The sequence below is a fragment of the Catellatospora sp. NPDC049111 genome (assembly GCF_040648615.1).
Classification (GTDB): domain Bacteria; phylum Actinomycetota; class Actinomycetes; order Mycobacteriales; family Micromonosporaceae; genus Catellatospora; species Catellatospora aurea.
On the sequence record NZ_JBEZEB010000050.1, the window covers coordinates 1 to 15,752 of the forward strand.

Here is a 15,752-nt window from a genome sequence, read left to right on the forward strand (position 1 = left end):
ACCCCCCCCGGGGCGGCCCCCCCCCCCCCCCTCCCACGCCAACAGTAAAAGCCCCGGGCCCGCCCGGTCGCGGTGGGGCCGCGAGTCTTTAAGAGTTGTGCCAGGGGTGGGGCGGCGCGCGGCGTGCGGAGCGCGCCGGGTGGGAGTGGGTGGGGCGGGTCAGAGGACGCCGGGGCGGCGGGGGGCCAGTGCGACGATGGACGAGGCGATCAGGCCGACCACCACGGCGATCATCGCGCCGAGGTAGGCGTCGGCCTGGTCGGTCAGGGCGCGGGAGATGCCAGGGCCGCCGATGACGTACGCCATCGCGACCGGCAGCGGGCCGATCGCCCCGGACAGTGCGATCAGCAGCCGCGAGCGGCCCACATGCCGGGCGGTCAGGCCGCAGGCCAGCGCCACCAGCAGCGCGATCACGGGCATCGAGAACGAGGCTCGCGGGATCGGCTGCAGGCCGCTGATGTCGAGCACGCCCAGTCGCATCGGGTCGTAGTACTCGCCCAGCGCGTCGCGGTTGCGGGAGAACCCGGTGGTGTCCAGGTAGGACACGATCGCCAGCAGCCACACCCCGCCGGTGCAGGCCCACAGGTTGGCCGACAGCGGCATCCGGCCGACCGCCAGCAGCGCCACGAACAGGCCCGCGACGACCCCGGCGGCCACCGCGATGGCGGCGGTCAGTTCCGGGTCGAACGCCGCGCTGAGCCGGGCGTACCGGGCGGGCTGCAACGTCAGCGGGAAGGCGGCCGCCGCCGCGCCCAGCGCCGCGGCCACCGCGGTGACGATACGCACGGCCGCGCCGATGCGGCGGCGGTCGCGCTGGGCCAGCCCGGCCGCGAAGGTCGCCCCGCCGGCCACCGCCACGATGGTGAACCACACCACCCAGGTGAGCTGCAGGTTCCAGTCGTTGTCGGTGCCCGCGACGAACTCGCGGTCCAGCCGCAGCACGTCGAGTCCATAAACGACGCCGAACTGGGCTGCCCCGACCAGCGCCGCCATGCCGAACGCCGCTGCCAGCAGCCTGCCCCAGAAACGCATCACGCGGGGACCATACGTCCGTTGGCGGTTTCAGTCCACCGGCAGCCGGTAGCCCCTTTTGACCACCGTCTGGACGAAGGCGGGATCACCCAGACCGGCACGCAGCCTGGCCACGGCCATCTCGACGGCGTGCTCGTCCGCGCCGCGCGGCAGCGCGGGCAGCAGCGAGGCCCGGGAGCGCACCTTGCCCGGCATGGCGGCCAGCGCGCGCAGCACGGCCATCGGAGCCGGGGCGAGCGGGCGCAGTTCGCCGTCGACCATCGCCGCGTGCCCGCGCAGGGTCAGCTGGTGCTCGGCGACCTGCAGAGTGACCGCCCGCCGGGGCAGCTCGTCGGCGATGGCGCGGACCAGCGCGCCGAGCCGGGCCCGCGCCGGGGCGATGACCGGGATGCCGTGCCTGATCAGCGGGGCGGCCGTCACCGGCCCGACGCACGCGGCGACGACGTCGGCCCGCAGCGCCTCCAGCACCGCGTCCCCGCCCGGCCCGGCCGCCGCCAGCAGCGCGCCGACGGCCGGGGCCGAGGTGAAGGTGATGGCGTCGACCAGCCGGTTCGACACGAGGTCGACCAGGCGGTGCAGCGGCGCCGAGTCCAGCGGCGGCGCCCAGCGGTACACGGGCACCTCGATGACCTCGGCACCGGCCGCGCGCAGCGACGCGCAGAACTCCGGTTGCTGGTCGCCGTGCAGCTGCACCGCCACCGTCTGCCCGCCCACACCCCGCTTGAGCAGGTGGGCCAGGCACTCGTCGCAGCTCTCGGAGTCCGGCGACCACTGGTCGTGCAGGCCGGCGGCACGCACCGCGCCGCGCGCCTTCGGGCCACGGGCCACGATGTACGCCTCGGCCAGCACCGTCCGCAGCGGGTCGGCCAGGCCCCAGCCCTCGGCGGCCTCCAGCCAGCCGCGCATGCCGATGCCGGTGTTGGCGACCACGATGTCGGGCGGTGTGTCCAGGCAGCGCCGGGTCGCCTCGCGCAGCTGGGAGTCGTCGTGCAGCGGCACGATGCGCAGCGCGGGGGCGATGACGACCCGCGCGCCGCGCCGCTCCAGCAGCGCGGCGAGCTCGTCGCGCCGCCGGTCGGCGGTGACCCCGACGGTGAAACCCGCGAGTTCGGTCATGACCCGGCCTTCCCCGTCAGCCCGCCGTGCCCTGCCCCGCTGCGCTCGGTCATGGTGTATCCACAGCCACTTCGACCGTGTCGCCGTTGCGGCGGATCGGGTACGTCGGCACGGCCATCCCGCTCACGTCCAGGCACTCGCCGGTACGCAGGTCGTACACCTGCTTGTGCAGCGGGGACGCGACGGTCGGGGCGTCGCCGCGGGTGCCGACGATGCCGCGCGACATCACCTGCGCCCCCGCGATCGGGTCGCGGTTGCCGATGGCGAACAGCTCGCCGGAGTAGGTACGGAAGATCGCGAGCTGGACGCCGTCGACGAGCGCGGCCACGCCGCGTTCCGCCTCCAGCCGGCTGTACGAGCAGATCGCCGTCCAGGTGACGGTCAGGGTCGTCGTGGTCATCGGGCACCTCCCAGGGTTACCGGCACCGGACCGCGGGCAGGGATCTTCTGCCCGCGCTCGACCTCGAAGCTGATGTCGGGATCGGGCGTGCCCGGTGCGTTGACGAACGAGACGAAACGTGCGAGGCGCTGCGGGTCCTGCAGCGTGGCCTGCCACTCGTCGGCGTACGACCCGACGTGGCGGGCCATCTGCGCGTCGAGCTCCTCGCACAGTCCCAGCGCGTCGTCGACGATGACGGCACGCAGGTGGTCCAGACCGCCCTCCATCGCCTCCAGCCAGGCGGCGGTGCGCTGCAGCCGGTCGGCGGTGCGGATGTAGTACATGAGGAACCGGTCGATGGTGCGGATCAGCTCCTCGGTGCTGACGTCGGTGAGGAACAGGTCCGCGTGCCGGGGGCGGAAGCCGCCGTTGCCGGCGACGTAGAGGTTCCAGCCCTTCTCCGTGGCGATGATGCCGAAGTCCTTGCTGCGGGCCTCGGCGCACTCGCGGGCGCAGCCGCTCACCGCCGACTTGAGCTTGTGCGGGGCGCGCAGGCCCCGGTAGCGCAGCTCCAGCTCGATGGCCAGGCCGACCGAGTCCTGCACGCCGTATCGGCACCAGGTCTCGCCGACGCAGCTCTTCACCGTGCGCAGCGCCTTGCCGTACGCGTGCCCGGATTCGAAGCCCGCGTCCACCAGGCGGTGCCAGATCTGCGGCAGCTGCTCGACCCGCGCGCCGAACAGGTCGATGCGCTGGCCGCCCGTGATCTTCGTGTAGAGCCCGAAGTCGCGGGCCACCTCGCCGATCACGATCAGCTTCTCCGGGGTGATCTCACCACCGGGGATGCGCGGCACCACCGAGTACGTGCCGTCGCGCTGGATGTTGGCGAGGAAGTGGTCGTTGGTGTCCTGCAGCGCGGCTTCCTCGCCGTCGAGGATGTAGCCGCTGTTGGTCACGGCCAGGATCGACGCGATCGCGGGCTTGCAGATGTCGCAGCCCCGGCCGGTGCCGTGCGCCGCCACCAGCTCGCTGAACGAGCGGATGCCGCGCACCCGGATGATGTCGAACAGTTCCTGGCGCGAGTAGGCGAAGTGCTCGCACAGCGCCTTGGACTGCACCACCCCGCCCGCGGCCAGCAGCTGCTTAAGCAGCGGGATGCAGGAGCCGCAGCCGGTGCCGGCCTTGGTGCAGGCCTTCAGCCCCGGCACGTCGGTGCAGCCGCCGGCGATGGCGTCGGTGACGTGGTCCTTGGTCACCGCGTGGCAGGAGCACACCTGCGCGGTGCCCGGCAGTTCGGCCTTCGGCGACCCGTCCCCGGCCGGGGCGAGCAGCGCCAGCGGCGGCGCGGGCAGCGGCCCGCCGAGTGAGGCCCGCAGCGTCGGGTACGCGCTGGCGTCGCCGACCAGGATGCCGCCGAGCAGGGTCTTCGCGTCGTCGGTGAGCAGCAGCTTCGCGTACACGCCGGTGACCTGGTCGGTGACGACCACGTCCAGCCCTTCGGCGAACGGCGTGCCGAAGCTGGCCACGTCCACGCCGAGCAGCTTGAGCTTGGTGGAGGTGTCGGGGCGGGCCATCGTCGCCTCGCCGCCGGTCAGCCGGTCGGCGACCACCTCGGCCATCGCGTACCCGGGCGCGACCAGGCCGTAGCAGACCCCGCCGGTCTCGTCGACCGACAGCGCGGCGCACTCGCCGATCGCCCACACCGCCGGGTCGGCCGTCGCGCACGAGGCGTCGACCGTGAAGCCGCCGCGCGGGCCGCGGGCCAGGCCGGACGGCTCGGCCAGTTCGTCGCGTGGCCGGATGCCCGCGGCCACGACGACCACGTCCACGTCGAGCGAGCCGCCGTCGTTGAACAGCATCCGGCGTACGCCGTCCGCGTCGCCCTCCAGGCCCGCGCAGCCGCGGCCGGTGTGCACGGTGACGTCGAGCGCTTCGATGTGGCGCTTCAGCACCGCGCCGCCGCCCTCGTCCACCTGCAGCGGCATCAGCCGCGGCGCGAACTCGACCACGTGCGTGGTGATGCCGAGCAGCTTCAGCGCGTTCGCGGCCTCCAGGCCGAGCAGGCCGCCGCCGAGCACCGCGCCGACCCGGCGGCCGTTCGCGGTCGCCCAGTCCTTCAGCGCGGCCAGGTCGTCGAGGGTGCGGTAGACGAAGACACCAGGCAGGTCGCTGCCCGCGATCGGCGGCACGAACGCCCGCGAGCCGGTGGCCAGCACCAGCGCGTCGTACGGCGTCTCGCCGGACGCGCTGTGCACGACTCGGCGCTCCCGGTCGATCCCGGTGACGGCCTCGTTCAGCCGCACCGCGACCCCGTCGGGCGCGCCGCCCAGGTGCAGCGCCCCGGCGTCGTAGTCGTCGAACCAGGCCGACAGCCGGACCCGGTCGTACGCCGGGCGGTCCTCCTCGGCCAGCACGGTCACCGACCAGCCTTCGGCGGCCCGCTCCGCGAACGCCTCCAGGAAGCGCTGCGCCACCATGCCGTACCCGGCGACCACAAGCTTTTTCATCAGGACACCCCCACACTGTCCGAGGTCGACAGCCACCCGACGATGCCGTCAACCGCGTCCTTGCAGCTGCCGCAGCCGGTGGTGGCGCGAGTCTGGGCGACGACGTCGTCGAGCGAGCGGGCGCCGGAGCGCCAGCAGCGCACCAGCGCGCCCTTCGTGACCGTGTTGCACTGGCACACGGTGGCGTTGTCGGGCATGAGCGCGGGCGTGGTCGTGGCGACCGGCGCCTCCGCGCCGCCCAGGGACCGGCCGAGCAGCAGCGCGCGCCGGTCGCGCGGCACCACGCCCTTGCGGTCGAAGAGCTGGATGACCTGGCCGACGCTGGGGTTGTCGCCCAGCATCACCGCGCCGGTCAGCCGGTCGTCGCGGATGACCAGACGGGCGTACGTGCCCCGGGCCGGGTCGGCGAAGCTGACGTCCTCGCAGGCGGCGTCCGGTTGCAGGCTGCCCATCGCGGCCAGGTCGATGCCGGAGGCCTTGAGCCGGGTGACCGGCGAACTCGGCACGTACACCGCGTCGGGGTCGGCTCCGGTGAGCCGGGCGGCCAGCACCTTGGCCTGCTCCCAGGCGGGCGCGACCAGCCCGCCGACGACCTCGCCGAACTGCGCGCAGTCGCCGATGGCCGAGATGCGCCGGTCGGAGGTGGCCAGGCGCCGGTCGATGACGATGCCACGCTCCACGCGCAGCCCCGCCGCGCGGGCCAGGCTCGTCTCGGCGCGCACCCCGCACGCCAGCACCAGCAGGTCGGCGCGCAGGTTGCGGTCGTTGAGCCGCAGCGTCACGCCGTCGTCGTCGGCGCTGACCCCGGTCGCCGACGACGCCAGGTGCACGGCCACGCCGTGCTCGGCGAGCGTGCGCACCAGCACCGCGCTGGCGCCGGGGTCGAGCTGCCGCTCCATCAGGTGGCCCACGCCGTGCACCACCTCGACCGCCAGCCCGCGGCCGGCCAGCCCGCGCGCGGCCTCCAGGCCGAGCAGCCCGCCGCCGAGCACGAGCGCACTGCGCGCGCCCCGCGCGGCGTCGAGGATGCGGCGGCAGTCCGCCAGCGTGCGGAACGTCGCGACGCGCGGGTGCGGCTGCTCCAGTCCCGGGATCGGCGGCACGATCGCCTGCGACCCGGTGGCCAGCACCAGGTGGTCGTAGTTCAGTTCCTCGCCGTCGTCGAGGGTGACGGTGCGGGTGGCGCGGTCGACGCCGGTGACGGTGACTCCCGTGCGGGTCTTCACCCCGTGCCCGGCGGCCTCGGTCAGCGTGATGTCGGTTTCGCCGTGCTTGCCGGCCAGCACGCTGGACAGCAGGATGCGGTTGTAGGCCCGGTGCGGCTCGGCGCCGAGCACGGTGACCTCGACGCCGGACGCGGCCGACAGTTCCGTCGCCAGCCGGGCACCGGCCATGCCGTACCCGATGACGATCACGTGGTTGGGGGAGGTGCGGGGTCGCTCGGCAGGCGGCAGGGCAGAGCCATGCCGCGCGGTGTTGCCAGGGTTCATGGTGTCACCGGCTCGATTCGTACGGCACAGACCTTGAACTCCGGCATCCGCGAGATCGGGTCCAACGCGTCGCCGGTGAGCGAGTTGGCCCGGCCCATGCCGGAGTAGTGGAAGGGCGCGAAGAGGGTGTCGGGTCGGATCGTGGTGACGAGCCGGGCGGGCGCGATCATCTCGCCGCGGCGGCTGACCACCCGCACCGTGTCGCCGTCGTCGATGCCGAGCCGCTCGGCCAGATCCGGGTTCAGCTCGACGAACGGCCCGCCGGGCAGCGCCGCGATGCGGCGGGTCTGCGCGCCGGACTGATACTGCGCCAGCACCCGCCCCGTGGTGAGGTAGAGCGGGTACTCGGCGTCGATCTCCTCGGCCACCGGCCGGTGCTCCACCGCGATCAAGCGGGCGCGACCGTCCGGGGTCGGGAAGCCTTCTTCGAAGAGCCGCGGCGTGCCTGCCCGGTCCGCCGCGGGGCACGGCCAGAAAACGCCGTTCTCGGCGTCCACCCGCTCCCACGTGACGCCTGCGTAATCGGCGACCCCTCCGGCGGTGGCCCGCCGCAGCTCTTCGAAGACGGCGCGCGGCTCGGCGGAGAACCCGCCGGACTGCTCGCCACCGGCGACGGAGCGACCGTCCCCGGTTCGGCCGAGCCGGGAGGCCAGCTCGGCCATCACCGCCAGATCCGTCCCTGTCCCTGGCGGTGGCTTGCGGAGGGCGCGGCGCCGCAGCACCCGGCCCTCCAAATTGGTCATGGTGCCGTCTTCCTCCGCCCACTGTGCCACGGGAAGCACCACATCGGCGATGGCCGCGGTCTCGCTCAGCACGAAGTCACAGACAATTAACAGATCCAGCGACCGGAGTCGCTCGGTGATCCGGGCCGCGCGGGGCGCGGAAACCACCGGGTTGGAGCCGAACACCAGCATCGCCTTCGGGCCGCCGGGCTGCCCCAACGCGTCGAGCAACTCGTACGCGGACAGGCCGGGACCGGGCAGGCTGTCGGGGTCGACGCCCCACACGCCGGCGACGTGCGCCCGCGCGGCCGGGTCGTCGATCTTCCGGTAGCCGGGCAGCTGGTCGGCCTTCTGGCCGTGCTCGCGCCCGCCCTGGCCGTTGCCCTGCCCGGTGAGGCAGCCGTAACCGGAGCCGGGCCGGCCGGGCAGCCCGAGGGCCAGGGCCAGGTTGATGAACGCGGTGACCGTGTCCACGCCTTTGGCGTGCTGCTCGGCGCCGCGCGCGGTCAGGATGATCGCGCGGTCGGCGTTCGCCAGCGCCCGCGCGGTGGCCTCCAGGTCGGCCACGGGCACCCCGGTGAGCAGCTCCACCCGGGCGGGCCAGTACGCCGCGACGGTTTGGCGGACAGCCTCCCAGCCGGTGGTGCGCTCGGCCAGGTAGGCCTGGTCGGTCAGGCCCTCGGCCACCACGATGTGCAGCAGGCCCAGCGCGAGCGCCAGGTCGGTGCCGGGGGTGGGCTGCAGGTGCAGGGTGGCGGCGCGCGCCGTCGGGGTGGCCCGCGGGTCCACGACGATCTGGGTGCCGCCGCGCTGGCGCTGCTCGGTGAGGTATCGGGCGAAGGGCGGCATGGTCTCGGCGACGTTCGCGCCGATGAGCAGCAGGGTGTCGGCCTCGGCGATGTCCGCCATCGGGAACGGCAGCCCGCGGTCGATGCCGAACGCGCGGTTGCCGGCGGCCGCCGCCGAGCTCATGCAGAAGCGGCCGTTGTAGTCGATGTTGGCGGTGCGCAGCGCCACCCGGGCGAACTTGCCCAGCGCGTACGCCTTCTCGTTGGTGAGCCCGCCGCCGCCGAACACCGCGACCGCGTCGCGCCCGTGTGTCTCCTGCACCCGACGGATGCCGTTGACGATGAAGTCGTATGCCTCGTCCCAGGTCGCGGGCTGTCCCTTGAGCAGCGGGGTGGTCAGCCGCTCGGGGTGGTCCAGCAGCTCGGCCGACGTCCAGCCCTTCTGGCAGAGCCCGCCGCGGTTGGTGGGGAAGTCGCGTGCGGCGACCTCGACCCGTCCCTCCGGGGTCTCGCGCAGGGTCATCCCGCACTGCAGGGCGCAGTACGGGCAGTGGGTGGCGACCTCACGCGGCGACGCGAGCAACGGCAGTGCCGTGGCTCGAGTGGCGGGTGGGGCCGAGGGCGTCATGTGCGAAATCCTGCGGTCCGGGAGTTTCGCCGGGACGTCCCCCGTGTTTCCAACCTGCTAAGAGCCGCGCACGTCGCGCGCGAAACCGCTGTTGGTGACGTTGCGCCCGCCGACGGGCCGGTCGGGGAGGGCGTTTTGCGGGGTCAGCCGTCCAGTGACCGTGATGATCGTCCGAATGGTTGATTATCCCATCCGGGCGCTTACGGTTACGATGACGTCACAGTGCGTAAAAGTGCTCAGAATGGGCGATTTTCACTCACGGATCTGGCATGAAGAACAGGATGACTCGTGGTCACACCGGGCGTAATCTAATCGGCATGACTGCCAAAGTAACGCTGTCCTTCACGGACGAGACGATTGAGGAAGCGCGCCGGTACGCCGAGCGCGACGGCCTGTCGCTGTCGGCTTGGATGGACCAAGCCGCGCGGGAGAAGGCCCTGCGGGAACTGTTCACCGCGCACGCGGACGTGGTGCGCCGGGCGGGCGTCGACCGGCTGGAGAAGAACGCGCTGGACGATGAGCGCGAAGTCGAATTGGTACGCCTGGAACTGTCAGGACGGGGGCGGCGTGCTGCGTAGAGGCGAGATCTGGCGGATCGACGGGGCCCGCGAAAGGCTCGGCCTGGTCATCAGTTCGGATGTGTACAACAGCACCGATGTTCCGATCGTCATCGTCGCGGAGGTCGTCGAGGAGGACGAACTCCGCGACTCGCCGCTGGCGGTGCCGATGGGCGAGCTGATCATCATGCCCGACCGGGTGTCGTCACCCATGAAGAAGTGGTTCACCGACATGGTGGACGTCGTCGACACCGACACGATGCGCAAGGTCGGCCGGGCCTTGCGCATCATCCAGGACCTCTAACAGTCCCCGTCGTCCTTGGGGCACTGCTCCCGCATCGAGGTGTGCAGCGGAGCGAACAGCTCCGTCAGCTGCACCAGCTGCCGCGGGGTCAGCCGGTCGATGAAGATCGAGCGCACCAGCTCGACGTGAAACGGCGCGACCCGCCGGATCGTCTCCCACCCCTCGTCGGTGAGCACGGCGAACTGCCCCCGCCGATCTGACGGGCAGCTCTGCCGGCGCACCAGCCCGGCGCGCTCCATCCGGGTGATCTGGTGTGACAGCCGGCTCTTCTCCAGCAGCATCGTCTGGGCCAGCTCCGACATGCGCAGGCGCCGGTCGGGCGCCTCGGAGAGGCTCACCAGCACCCCGTAGTCGGTCCCGGAGAGGTCGTGCTGTGCCATCCCCCGCTCCAGCTCGGCGAGCACGAGCTTGGCGGTGAAGATGAAACTGCGCCACGCCTCCTGCTCCTGGTCGTTGAGCCAGGAGACCTCTTCCGTCTGCGTCGCGATGGTCACCATGCATCACACCCTAGAGGGGTGGGGACACCTGCCCCCACCCCTCATCGTCTCTATCAGGCCGTCTTTACGACATCGTCGTACGCGAGCCGCGGGTTGCGGTCGTACCAGGCGCCCTCGCCCGGCTTGCCGATGTTCACCACGGCCAGCACCCGGTGCTGCCCGTCGGTGAAGAACTCCTTCTCGATGCCGGTCGCGTCGAAGCCGGTCATCGGGCCGGCGGCCAGCCCGGCCGCGCGCACGCCCAGGATGAAGTAGCCCACCTGAAGCGCGGCGTTGAACTGCGCGGTGTGGGCGCGGGCGGCGTCGTCGCCGGTGAACCAGTCGCGGATGCCGGGGGCGTGCGGGAACAGGTCGGGCAGGCGGTCGTGGAAGTTCGTGTCCGCAGCGAGGATGGCCACCAGCGGAGCCTTGCCGGTCTTGTCCTTGTTACCGTCGGCCATCTGCTCGACCAGGCGCTCGCGGGCCTGCTCGGAGCGCACCAGCACCACCCGCAGCGGCTGCATGTTCAGCGAGGTCGGCGCGTACTTGACCAGGTCGTAGATGGCCCGCACCTGCTCGTCGGTCACCGGCTCATCGGTGAACGTGTTGGCGGTGCGCGCGCTACGGAACAGCAGGTCCTGCGCGTGGTTGTCGAGAACGAGCGACATTGTCTTTCCTCCGAAGTCGGTCTGGCTCTGTCAGCCACCTGTCACCAACTTTGGTGAAACTTCAACTATTTCGCAAGCAGCAACGCTGTGGCGTACCCGACAGCGCGAAGCCGCCTTGATCAGCGGATTTGCCAGGCAGGCGGGTGTATCCGCGCGCAAGATACGGCCAGGTGCCTGGCAAGTCGGGTGATCGAGGCCGTCACGGCCGGCCGAAGATGTCGAATGCCCCGACCCCGGAGGCGGCCGGGATCGGGGCGGGAAGAGGTGGGATGGTCAGACGCCCGCGTGGGCGAGGCTGGGGGCCTGGGTGACCAGGACGCGGCGGCGCAGGTAGCACCACCAGGTGACGGCCAGGCAGGTGCCGTACATCACGGCGAACCAGCCGAAGGCGGTGCCGATGCCGCCGGTCGCGTTGATCGAGTCACTGATGGCCCGGGGCAGGTAGAAGCCGCCCAGCGCGCCGACCGCGCCGGCGATGCCCAGCGTGGCCGCCGACTCCCGCTTCGCGGTGACCAGGTCCTTCGACGTGGCGGCGAAGATCGCCGGGATCATCCGGTAGGTCGAGCCGTTGCCCGCGCCGGCGGCCGTGAACAGCAGCAGGAACGCGGCGAGGAAACCGCCCATGCTCTTGGCCTGCACCGCCGCGATGACGCCGTACGAGCCCAGGCCCATGATCATGAAGCAGGCCGCCGTGACCCTGGCCCCGCCGACCTTGTCCGACAGCCAGCCGCCGAACGGGCGGGCCAGCGAGCCGACGAGCGGGCCGGTGAAGGCCAGGGTGATCGTCGCCGCGCCCAGGTGGGCGGTCGGGGCCTGCGGGAACTGCAGCTTGAGCACGAGCGGGAAGGCCGCGGAGTAGCCCAGGAACGAGCCGAAGGTGCCGATGTAGAGGAAGGACATGATCCACGTGTGCGCCCTCTTGACCGTGGCGAACTGGGCCTTCAGCGGCGACTTCGCCACTTCGAGGTTGTTCATGAACAGGCGGGCGCAGAGCGCGGCGGCCAGCACCAGCGGCAGCCACATCAGCCCGCCGTACACCAGGCCGAAGGACAGCGCGATCGGCACCACCAGCTGCATCACGCTGATGCCGAGGTTGCCGCCGGCCGCGTTCAGGCCGAGCGCGACGCCCTTCTCCTTCTCCGGGTAGAAGAAGGAGATGTTGGTCATGGAGGAGGCGAAGTTGCCGCCGCCGAGGCCGGCCGTCGCGGCGACGAGCAGCACCGCCCAGTACGGCGGCTTGGCCGTGACCGCGAACACCATGCCCGCGATCGGGATCAGCAGCAGCAGTGCGCTGATCATGGTCCAGGTGCGCCCGCCGAACCGGGTCACCGCGAAGGTGTACGGGATGCGCATCAGCGCCCCGATCAGGTTCGGCAGCGCGACCAGCCAGAACTTCTGGTCGACGGTGAACGGGAAGGCGGCGGCCGGCATCGCCACCACCACGACGCTCCAGAGCGTCCACACGGAGAAGCCCAGGTGCTCGGCGAAGATGGAGAAGACCAGGTTCCGCCGGGCGACTCGGCGGCCGGTGGAGGCCCAGAACTGCGGGTCCTCGGGGTCCCAGTTGCTGATCGCGGCGGGCTTCGATGCCGGCGGCGCAGGCGCGATGGCGGTCATGACCAGCAAATTACGAACATGTGATTGCCATGTTGTTCCGATGCGCGTACCCGTGGTGTGAACCCTGCCGCACCGCGCGACCGCGATCGCTGTGAGCCGACGGCGGGAAACCGGACATCGAACGGCATACCACAGGGCAAGCAGGCCGTTTTGACCTCGCCGGGAGGCACCGGGTATCGTTAGCGGCTGTTGTGCGAGAGGTGGCGCCGAGCCGGTAGTCCTGATGCTCAGGTAGGCTTGTCGTTCGCGCGCCGGTCCGTTTGCGACCGGCCGGCATCGCAGAATCCGTTGGTCGTGGGCAGGTTCGCCCGCGGTCACACAGACCTACGACGAGACAAGGTAGACCTGTGCGTACGTACAGCCCGAAGCCGGGTGAGATCGAGCGTCAGTGGCACGTTATCGACGCTTCTGACGTCGTGCTGGGCCGGCTCGCCACCCACACCGCCAATCTCCTGCGCGGTAAGCACAAGCCGACTTTCGCGCCGCACGTCGACACCGGCGACTTTGTGGTCATCATCAACGCCGGCAAGGTTGCCCTCACCGGCAACAAGCGCGCGACCAAGATCGCTTACCGGCACTCCGGCTACCCCGGTGGTCTGAAGCAGGTCGGCTACGAGGAGCTGCTCACCAAGCGCCCCGAGAAGGCGATCGAGCTGGCCGTCAAGGGCATGATCCCCCACAACAAGCTGGGCCGTCAGATTCTGTCGAAGCTGAAGGTCTACGCTGGCGCGGAGCACCCGCACGCGGCTCAGCAGCCGGTGCCGTTCGAGATCAAGCAGATCGCGCAGTGAGCGCGGACGAAGGAATCACCATGACCGACACTTCCGTGCCGACCCAGGCCGTGGTCGAGGCTGAGGCTGAGGCCTCGGTCGCCGTTGCTGCCAAGCCGGCCACCCCGAAGTTCAAGGGCGACCGCCCGATCCAGACCGTTGGCCGCCGCAAGCAGGCCGTCGTCCGGGTGCGCCTGATCCCGGGCACCGGCAAGATCACCTGCAACGGCCGGGAGCTGGAGAAGTACCTTCCCAGCAAGGTCGCGCAGCAGTCGGTGCGGGAGCCGCTCGTGCTCGCGGAGAAGGGCGAGACCCTCGACGTCGTCGCCAACCTGCGTGGCGGCGGCATCAGCGGGCAGGCCGGCGCGCTGCGCCTGGCCATCGCGCGCGCCCTGTGCGAGCTCGACATCGACGACCGCCCGGCGCTGAAGAAGGCCGGCTTCCTCACTCGTGACGCCCGCGTCACCGAGAGCAAGAAGTACGGTCTCAAGAAGGCCCGTAAGGCCCCGCAGTACTCCAAGCGTTGATCGCTGTCTTCTGATCGGCCGGGCACGCTCCTGCTTCACGGCGGGATGGCGTGCCCGGCCTTTCGACTTTGGCCCCTCACCCGCGGGCCGGGTCGTCTCGAACCCCTCCTTTCGCACCCCACAGAAAGGGCCACCCGGATGGCACGCCTTTTCGGCACCGACGGCGTACGCGGTCTGGCCAACGCGGACCTCAGCCCCGAACTCGCTCTCTCGCTGGCCGTCGCCGCGGCGCACACCCTGCCCGACTCTGACCGGGAGCAGCCGCCGCTGGTGGTGGTCGGCCGCGACCCCCGGGCCAGCGGCGAGATGCTGGAGGCGGCCGTGGTCGCGGGCCTGGCCAGCGCCGGGGCCAACGTGGTGCGGGTCGGCGTGCTGCCGACGCCCGGCGTGGCATACCTGACCGCCGAGGTGCGGGCCGACTTCGGCGTGATGATTTCCGCCAGTCACAACCCGATGCCGGACAACGGCATCAAGTTCTTCGCCGCCGGCGGGCACAAGCTGACCGACGAGCAGGAGGACGCCATCGAGGCCGCGCTCGGCGCGACCTGGACGCGTCCCACCGGAGCCCAGGTCGGGCGGGTGCACGACCTGCTGGACGGGGCCGAGCACTACACCACGCACCTGGTCCAGGCGACCGGCCACCCGCTCGCCGGGCTCAAGGTCGTCGTCGACTGCGCGCACGGTGCGGCCAGCGACGTGGCGCCGGAGGCGTTCCGCGAGGCCGGGGCCGAGGTCATCGCCATCAACGCCGAGCCCGACGGTCTCAACATCAACGACGAGTGCGGCGCGACCCACCTGGGGCCGCTGAAGGCGGCCGTGGTCGAGCACGGCGCGCACCTGGGCATCGCGGTCGACGGCGACGCCGACCGGTGCCTGGCGGTCGACGCGTCCGGCGCCGAGGTGGACGGCGACCAGATCATGGCGATCCTCGCGCTGGCCATGCGCGACGCGGGCGCGTTGGCGAACGACACCCTGGTCGCGACCGTGATGAGCAACCTCGGGCTGCGCATCGCCATGCGCGAGGCGGGCATCACCCTGGTCGAGACCAAGGTCGGCGACCGGTACGTGCTGGAGGAGCTGCGCGCCGGCGGCTTCAGCCTGGGCGGTGAGCAGAGCGGCCACGTCGTCTTCACCGAGCACGCGACCACGGGTGACGGTGTGCTGACGGGCCTGCGCCTGCTGGCCCGGGTAGCCCAGACCGGCAAGCCGCTGGCCGAGCTGGCCGCCGTGGTGAACCGCCTGCCCCAGGTGCTGATCAACGTGCGGGTCGCCGACAAGGCCGTGGCCCGCGCGCCGGAGATCCTGGCCGCGGTCGCCGCGGCCGAGGCGCAGCTGCACGGCAGCGGGCGGGTGCTGCTGCGCCCGTCGGGCACCGAGCAGCTGGTCCGGGTGATGGTCGAGGCCGCGAGCGAGGACATCGCGCAGAAGATCGCCGAGGACATCGCCGCCGACGTACGGGCGGCCAGCCCGGCGGTGTGAGCACAGGCTAGACACGAAAGGGCGTCCCCGCTGCAGCGGGGACGCCCTTTCGTGTCTTGTCAGCCGGCCACGAACACGCTGATGCAGGTCGCCGCGCCGCCCGAGCCGTCCCGCTTCTGCCGCTCGGTGCCGTCGACGGAGATGGAGCAGCCGGTCACGTTCCCGTCGCCGCCCGGCGAGCGGAACGCGATCACCGACAGGCCGAACGAGTCACTGTTCAGGGTGAAGTTCTTGGTCCACGGCAGGGTGACCGTCTCGGTCTGCGTGTTGCCGGGCCCCTCCGAGTACGTGATCAGCGCCTGCCCGGTGCCCTCGACCGCGTAGCGCACCGAGTGCGAGCCGGTGGGGTCGCCGGTGGCCACGCCGACGCTGGGGATCATGTCCGGCAGGTCCTCGATCGCCTCGCCGGCCTTGTAGAACAGGTAGTAGCCGCCGACGCCGCAGACCGCGCACAGCAGCAGCACGACGCCGAGGATGATGCCCACGATCAGGCCGGTCTTGCTCTTCTTCGGCGGCTGCACCGGCGAGCCGTATCCCGCGGCGCTGTACGCCGGAGGCTGGTTGGGGTTGTACGGCGGCGGCGGTGGCTGGTTCGGGTTGTAGGCGGGGGGCTGCGCCTGGTTCGGGTCGTACGGAGGGGGGTAGCTCATGCCTTCTTCTCCTGGCTGCGCTAGTAGGCGGGGAGGCGGCGC

General features: G+C 71.6%; 15 protein-coding genes. 5 read left to right on the forward strand and 10 right to left on the reverse strand.

The window, feature by feature from the left end:
• Window positions 1-159: 159 nt before the first annotated feature.
• Genes AB0B66_RS38005 through AB0B66_RS38030 form a run of 6 tightly spaced genes read right to left on the reverse strand, consistent with a single transcriptional unit; the run spans window position 160 to window position 8,662 of the window.
• Entirely contained in the window at window positions 160-1,035 is an 876-nt protein-coding gene (locus tag AB0B66_RS38005; protein ID WP_360539475.1) for a hypothetical protein, read from the reverse strand.
• A gap of 27 nt (window positions 1,036-1,062) precedes the next feature.
• On the reverse strand, window positions 1,063-2,148 hold the full coding sequence (locus AB0B66_RS38010) for a uroporphyrinogen-III synthase (RefSeq protein ID WP_360539477.1): 1,086 nt from the start codon (window positions 2,146-2,148) through the stop codon (window positions 1,063-1,065).
• Window positions 2,149-2,197: 49 nt separating this feature from the next.
• A complete protein-coding gene (nirD, locus tag AB0B66_RS38015) occupies window positions 2,198-2,548 on the reverse strand; it encodes a nitrite reductase small subunit NirD (protein WP_360539479.1) in 351 nt (116 codons plus the stop codon).
• Window positions 2,545-5,034: a nitrite reductase large subunit NirB gene (gene nirB, locus AB0B66_RS38020; RefSeq protein ID WP_360539481.1), complete on the reverse strand. Its 2,490-nt coding sequence runs from the start codon at window positions 5,032-5,034 to the stop codon at window positions 2,545-2,547. Before nirB ends, nirD begins: the two co-directional genes overlap by 4 nt.
• Complete coding sequence (locus AB0B66_RS38025) at window positions 5,034-6,524, reverse strand: FAD-dependent oxidoreductase (protein WP_360539483.1); 1,491 nt, start codon at window positions 6,522-6,524, stop codon at window positions 5,034-5,036. The genes nirB and AB0B66_RS38025 overlap by 1 nt, the downstream gene beginning before the upstream one ends.
• Window positions 6,521-8,662, reverse strand: coding sequence for a molybdopterin oxidoreductase family protein (locus AB0B66_RS38030; RefSeq protein ID WP_360539485.1), 2,142 nt, complete (start codon window positions 8,660-8,662; stop codon window positions 6,521-6,523). Before AB0B66_RS38030 ends, AB0B66_RS38025 begins: the two co-directional genes overlap by 4 nt.
• A gap of 317 nt (window positions 8,663-8,979) precedes the next feature.
• On the opposite strand from AB0B66_RS38030, the gene AB0B66_RS38035 reads away from it, so the two are divergent.
• Together AB0B66_RS38035 and AB0B66_RS38040 are read left to right on the forward strand one after the other, a co-directional pair.
• Window positions 8,980-9,240, forward strand: coding sequence for a DUF6364 family protein (locus AB0B66_RS38035; protein WP_155374111.1), 261 nt, complete (start codon window positions 8,980-8,982; stop codon window positions 9,238-9,240).
• Window positions 9,179-9,523, forward strand: coding sequence for a type II toxin-antitoxin system PemK/MazF family toxin (locus tag AB0B66_RS38040; protein ID WP_186315787.1), 345 nt, complete (start codon window positions 9,179-9,181; stop codon window positions 9,521-9,523). The genes AB0B66_RS38035 and AB0B66_RS38040 overlap by 62 nt, the downstream gene beginning before the upstream one ends.
• Here the strand turns inward: AB0B66_RS38040 and AB0B66_RS38045 are convergent.
• The 3 genes from AB0B66_RS38045 to AB0B66_RS38055 form a co-directional block, all read right to left on the reverse strand.
• Complete coding sequence (locus AB0B66_RS38045) at window positions 9,520-10,020, reverse strand: MarR family transcriptional regulator (RefSeq protein ID WP_360539487.1); 501 nt, start codon at window positions 10,018-10,020, stop codon at window positions 9,520-9,522. The genes AB0B66_RS38040 and AB0B66_RS38045 overlap by 4 nt on opposite strands.
• A gap of 53 nt (window positions 10,021-10,073) precedes the next feature.
• Entirely contained in the window at window positions 10,074-10,667 is a 594-nt protein-coding gene (locus AB0B66_RS38050; protein WP_360539489.1) for a malonic semialdehyde reductase, read from the reverse strand.
• Between the two features lie 273 nt (window positions 10,668-10,940).
• Window positions 10,941-12,284, reverse strand: a complete 1,344-nt coding sequence (locus AB0B66_RS38055) for an MFS transporter (protein ID WP_360539491.1) — start codon at window positions 12,282-12,284, stop codon at window positions 10,941-10,943.
• Between the two features lie 347 nt (window positions 12,285-12,631).
• On the opposite strand from AB0B66_RS38055, the gene rplM reads away from it, so the two are divergent.
• The 3 genes from rplM (at window position 12,632) to glmM (ending at window position 15,060) form a co-directional block, all read left to right on the forward strand.
• Window positions 12,632-13,075, forward strand: a complete 444-nt coding sequence (gene rplM, locus AB0B66_RS38060; protein ID WP_360539493.1) for a 50S ribosomal protein L13 — start codon at window positions 12,632-12,634, stop codon at window positions 13,073-13,075.
• Between the two features lie 20 nt (window positions 13,076-13,095).
• The gene (gene rpsI / locus AB0B66_RS38065; protein ID WP_203692189.1) at window positions 13,096-13,581 is read left to right on the forward strand and encodes a 30S ribosomal protein S9; all 486 of its coding nucleotides are present in this window, start codon (window positions 13,096-13,098) and stop codon (window positions 13,579-13,581) included.
• Window positions 13,582-13,719: 138 nt separating this feature from the next.
• Window positions 13,720-15,060, forward strand: coding sequence for a phosphoglucosamine mutase (gene glmM / locus AB0B66_RS38070; protein ID WP_360539495.1), 1,341 nt, complete (start codon window positions 13,720-13,722; stop codon window positions 15,058-15,060).
• 59 nt (window positions 15,061-15,119) lie between these two features.
• Here the strand turns inward: glmM and AB0B66_RS38075 are convergent, their stop codons facing one another.
• Window positions 15,120-15,710 carry a hypothetical protein gene (locus AB0B66_RS38075; protein ID WP_360539497.1) on the reverse strand — a complete coding sequence of 197 codons (591 nt, stop codon included), beginning with the start codon at window positions 15,708-15,710 and terminating at the stop codon, window positions 15,120-15,122.
• Window positions 15,711-15,752 lie beyond the last annotated feature (42 nt).

Bases quoted from the DNA above. Each gene is read 5' to 3' on its own strand.
- AB0B66_RS38050 (WP_360539489.1), bottom strand. From the start codon at position 10,667: ATGTCGCTCGTTCTCGACAACCACGCGCAGGACCTGCTGTTCCGTAGC.
- nirD (WP_360539479.1), bottom strand. From the start codon at position 2,548: ATGACCACGACGACCCTGACCGTCACCTGGACGGCGATCTGCTCGTAC.
- glmM (WP_360539495.1), top strand. From the start codon at position 13,720: ATGGCACGCCTTTTCGGCACCGACGGCGTACGCGGTCTGGCCAACGCG.
- AB0B66_RS38075 (WP_360539497.1), bottom strand. From the start codon at position 15,710: ATGAGCTACCCCCCTCCGTACGACCCGAACCAGGCGCAGCCCCCCGCC.
- AB0B66_RS38055 (WP_360539491.1), bottom strand. From the start codon at position 12,284: ATGACCGCCATCGCGCCTGCGCCGCCGGCATCGAAGCCCGCCGCGATC.
- AB0B66_RS38040 (WP_186315787.1), top strand. From the start codon at position 9,179: ATGAGCGCGAAGTCGAATTGGTACGCCTGGAACTGTCAGGACGGGGGC.
- AB0B66_RS38010 (WP_360539477.1), bottom strand. From the start codon at position 2,148: ATGACCGAACTCGCGGGTTTCACCGTCGGGGTCACCGCCGACCGGCGG.
- AB0B66_RS38030 (WP_360539485.1), bottom strand. From the start codon at position 8,662: ATGACGCCCTCGGCCCCACCCGCCACTCGAGCCACGGCACTGCCGTTG.
- AB0B66_RS38045 (WP_360539487.1), bottom strand. From the start codon at position 10,020: ATGGTGACCATCGCGACGCAGACGGAAGAGGTCTCCTGGCTCAACGAC.
- rpsI (WP_203692189.1), top strand. From the start codon at position 13,096: ATGACCGACACTTCCGTGCCGACCCAGGCCGTGGTCGAGGCTGAGGCT.
- AB0B66_RS38035 (WP_155374111.1), top strand. From the start codon at position 8,980: ATGACTGCCAAAGTAACGCTGTCCTTCACGGACGAGACGATTGAGGAA.
- AB0B66_RS38025 (WP_360539483.1), bottom strand. From the start codon at position 6,524: ATGAACCCTGGCAACACCGCGCGGCATGGCTCTGCCCTGCCGCCTGCC.
- nirB (WP_360539481.1), bottom strand. From the start codon at position 5,034: ATGAAAAAGCTTGTGGTCGCCGGGTACGGCATGGTGGCGCAGCGCTTC.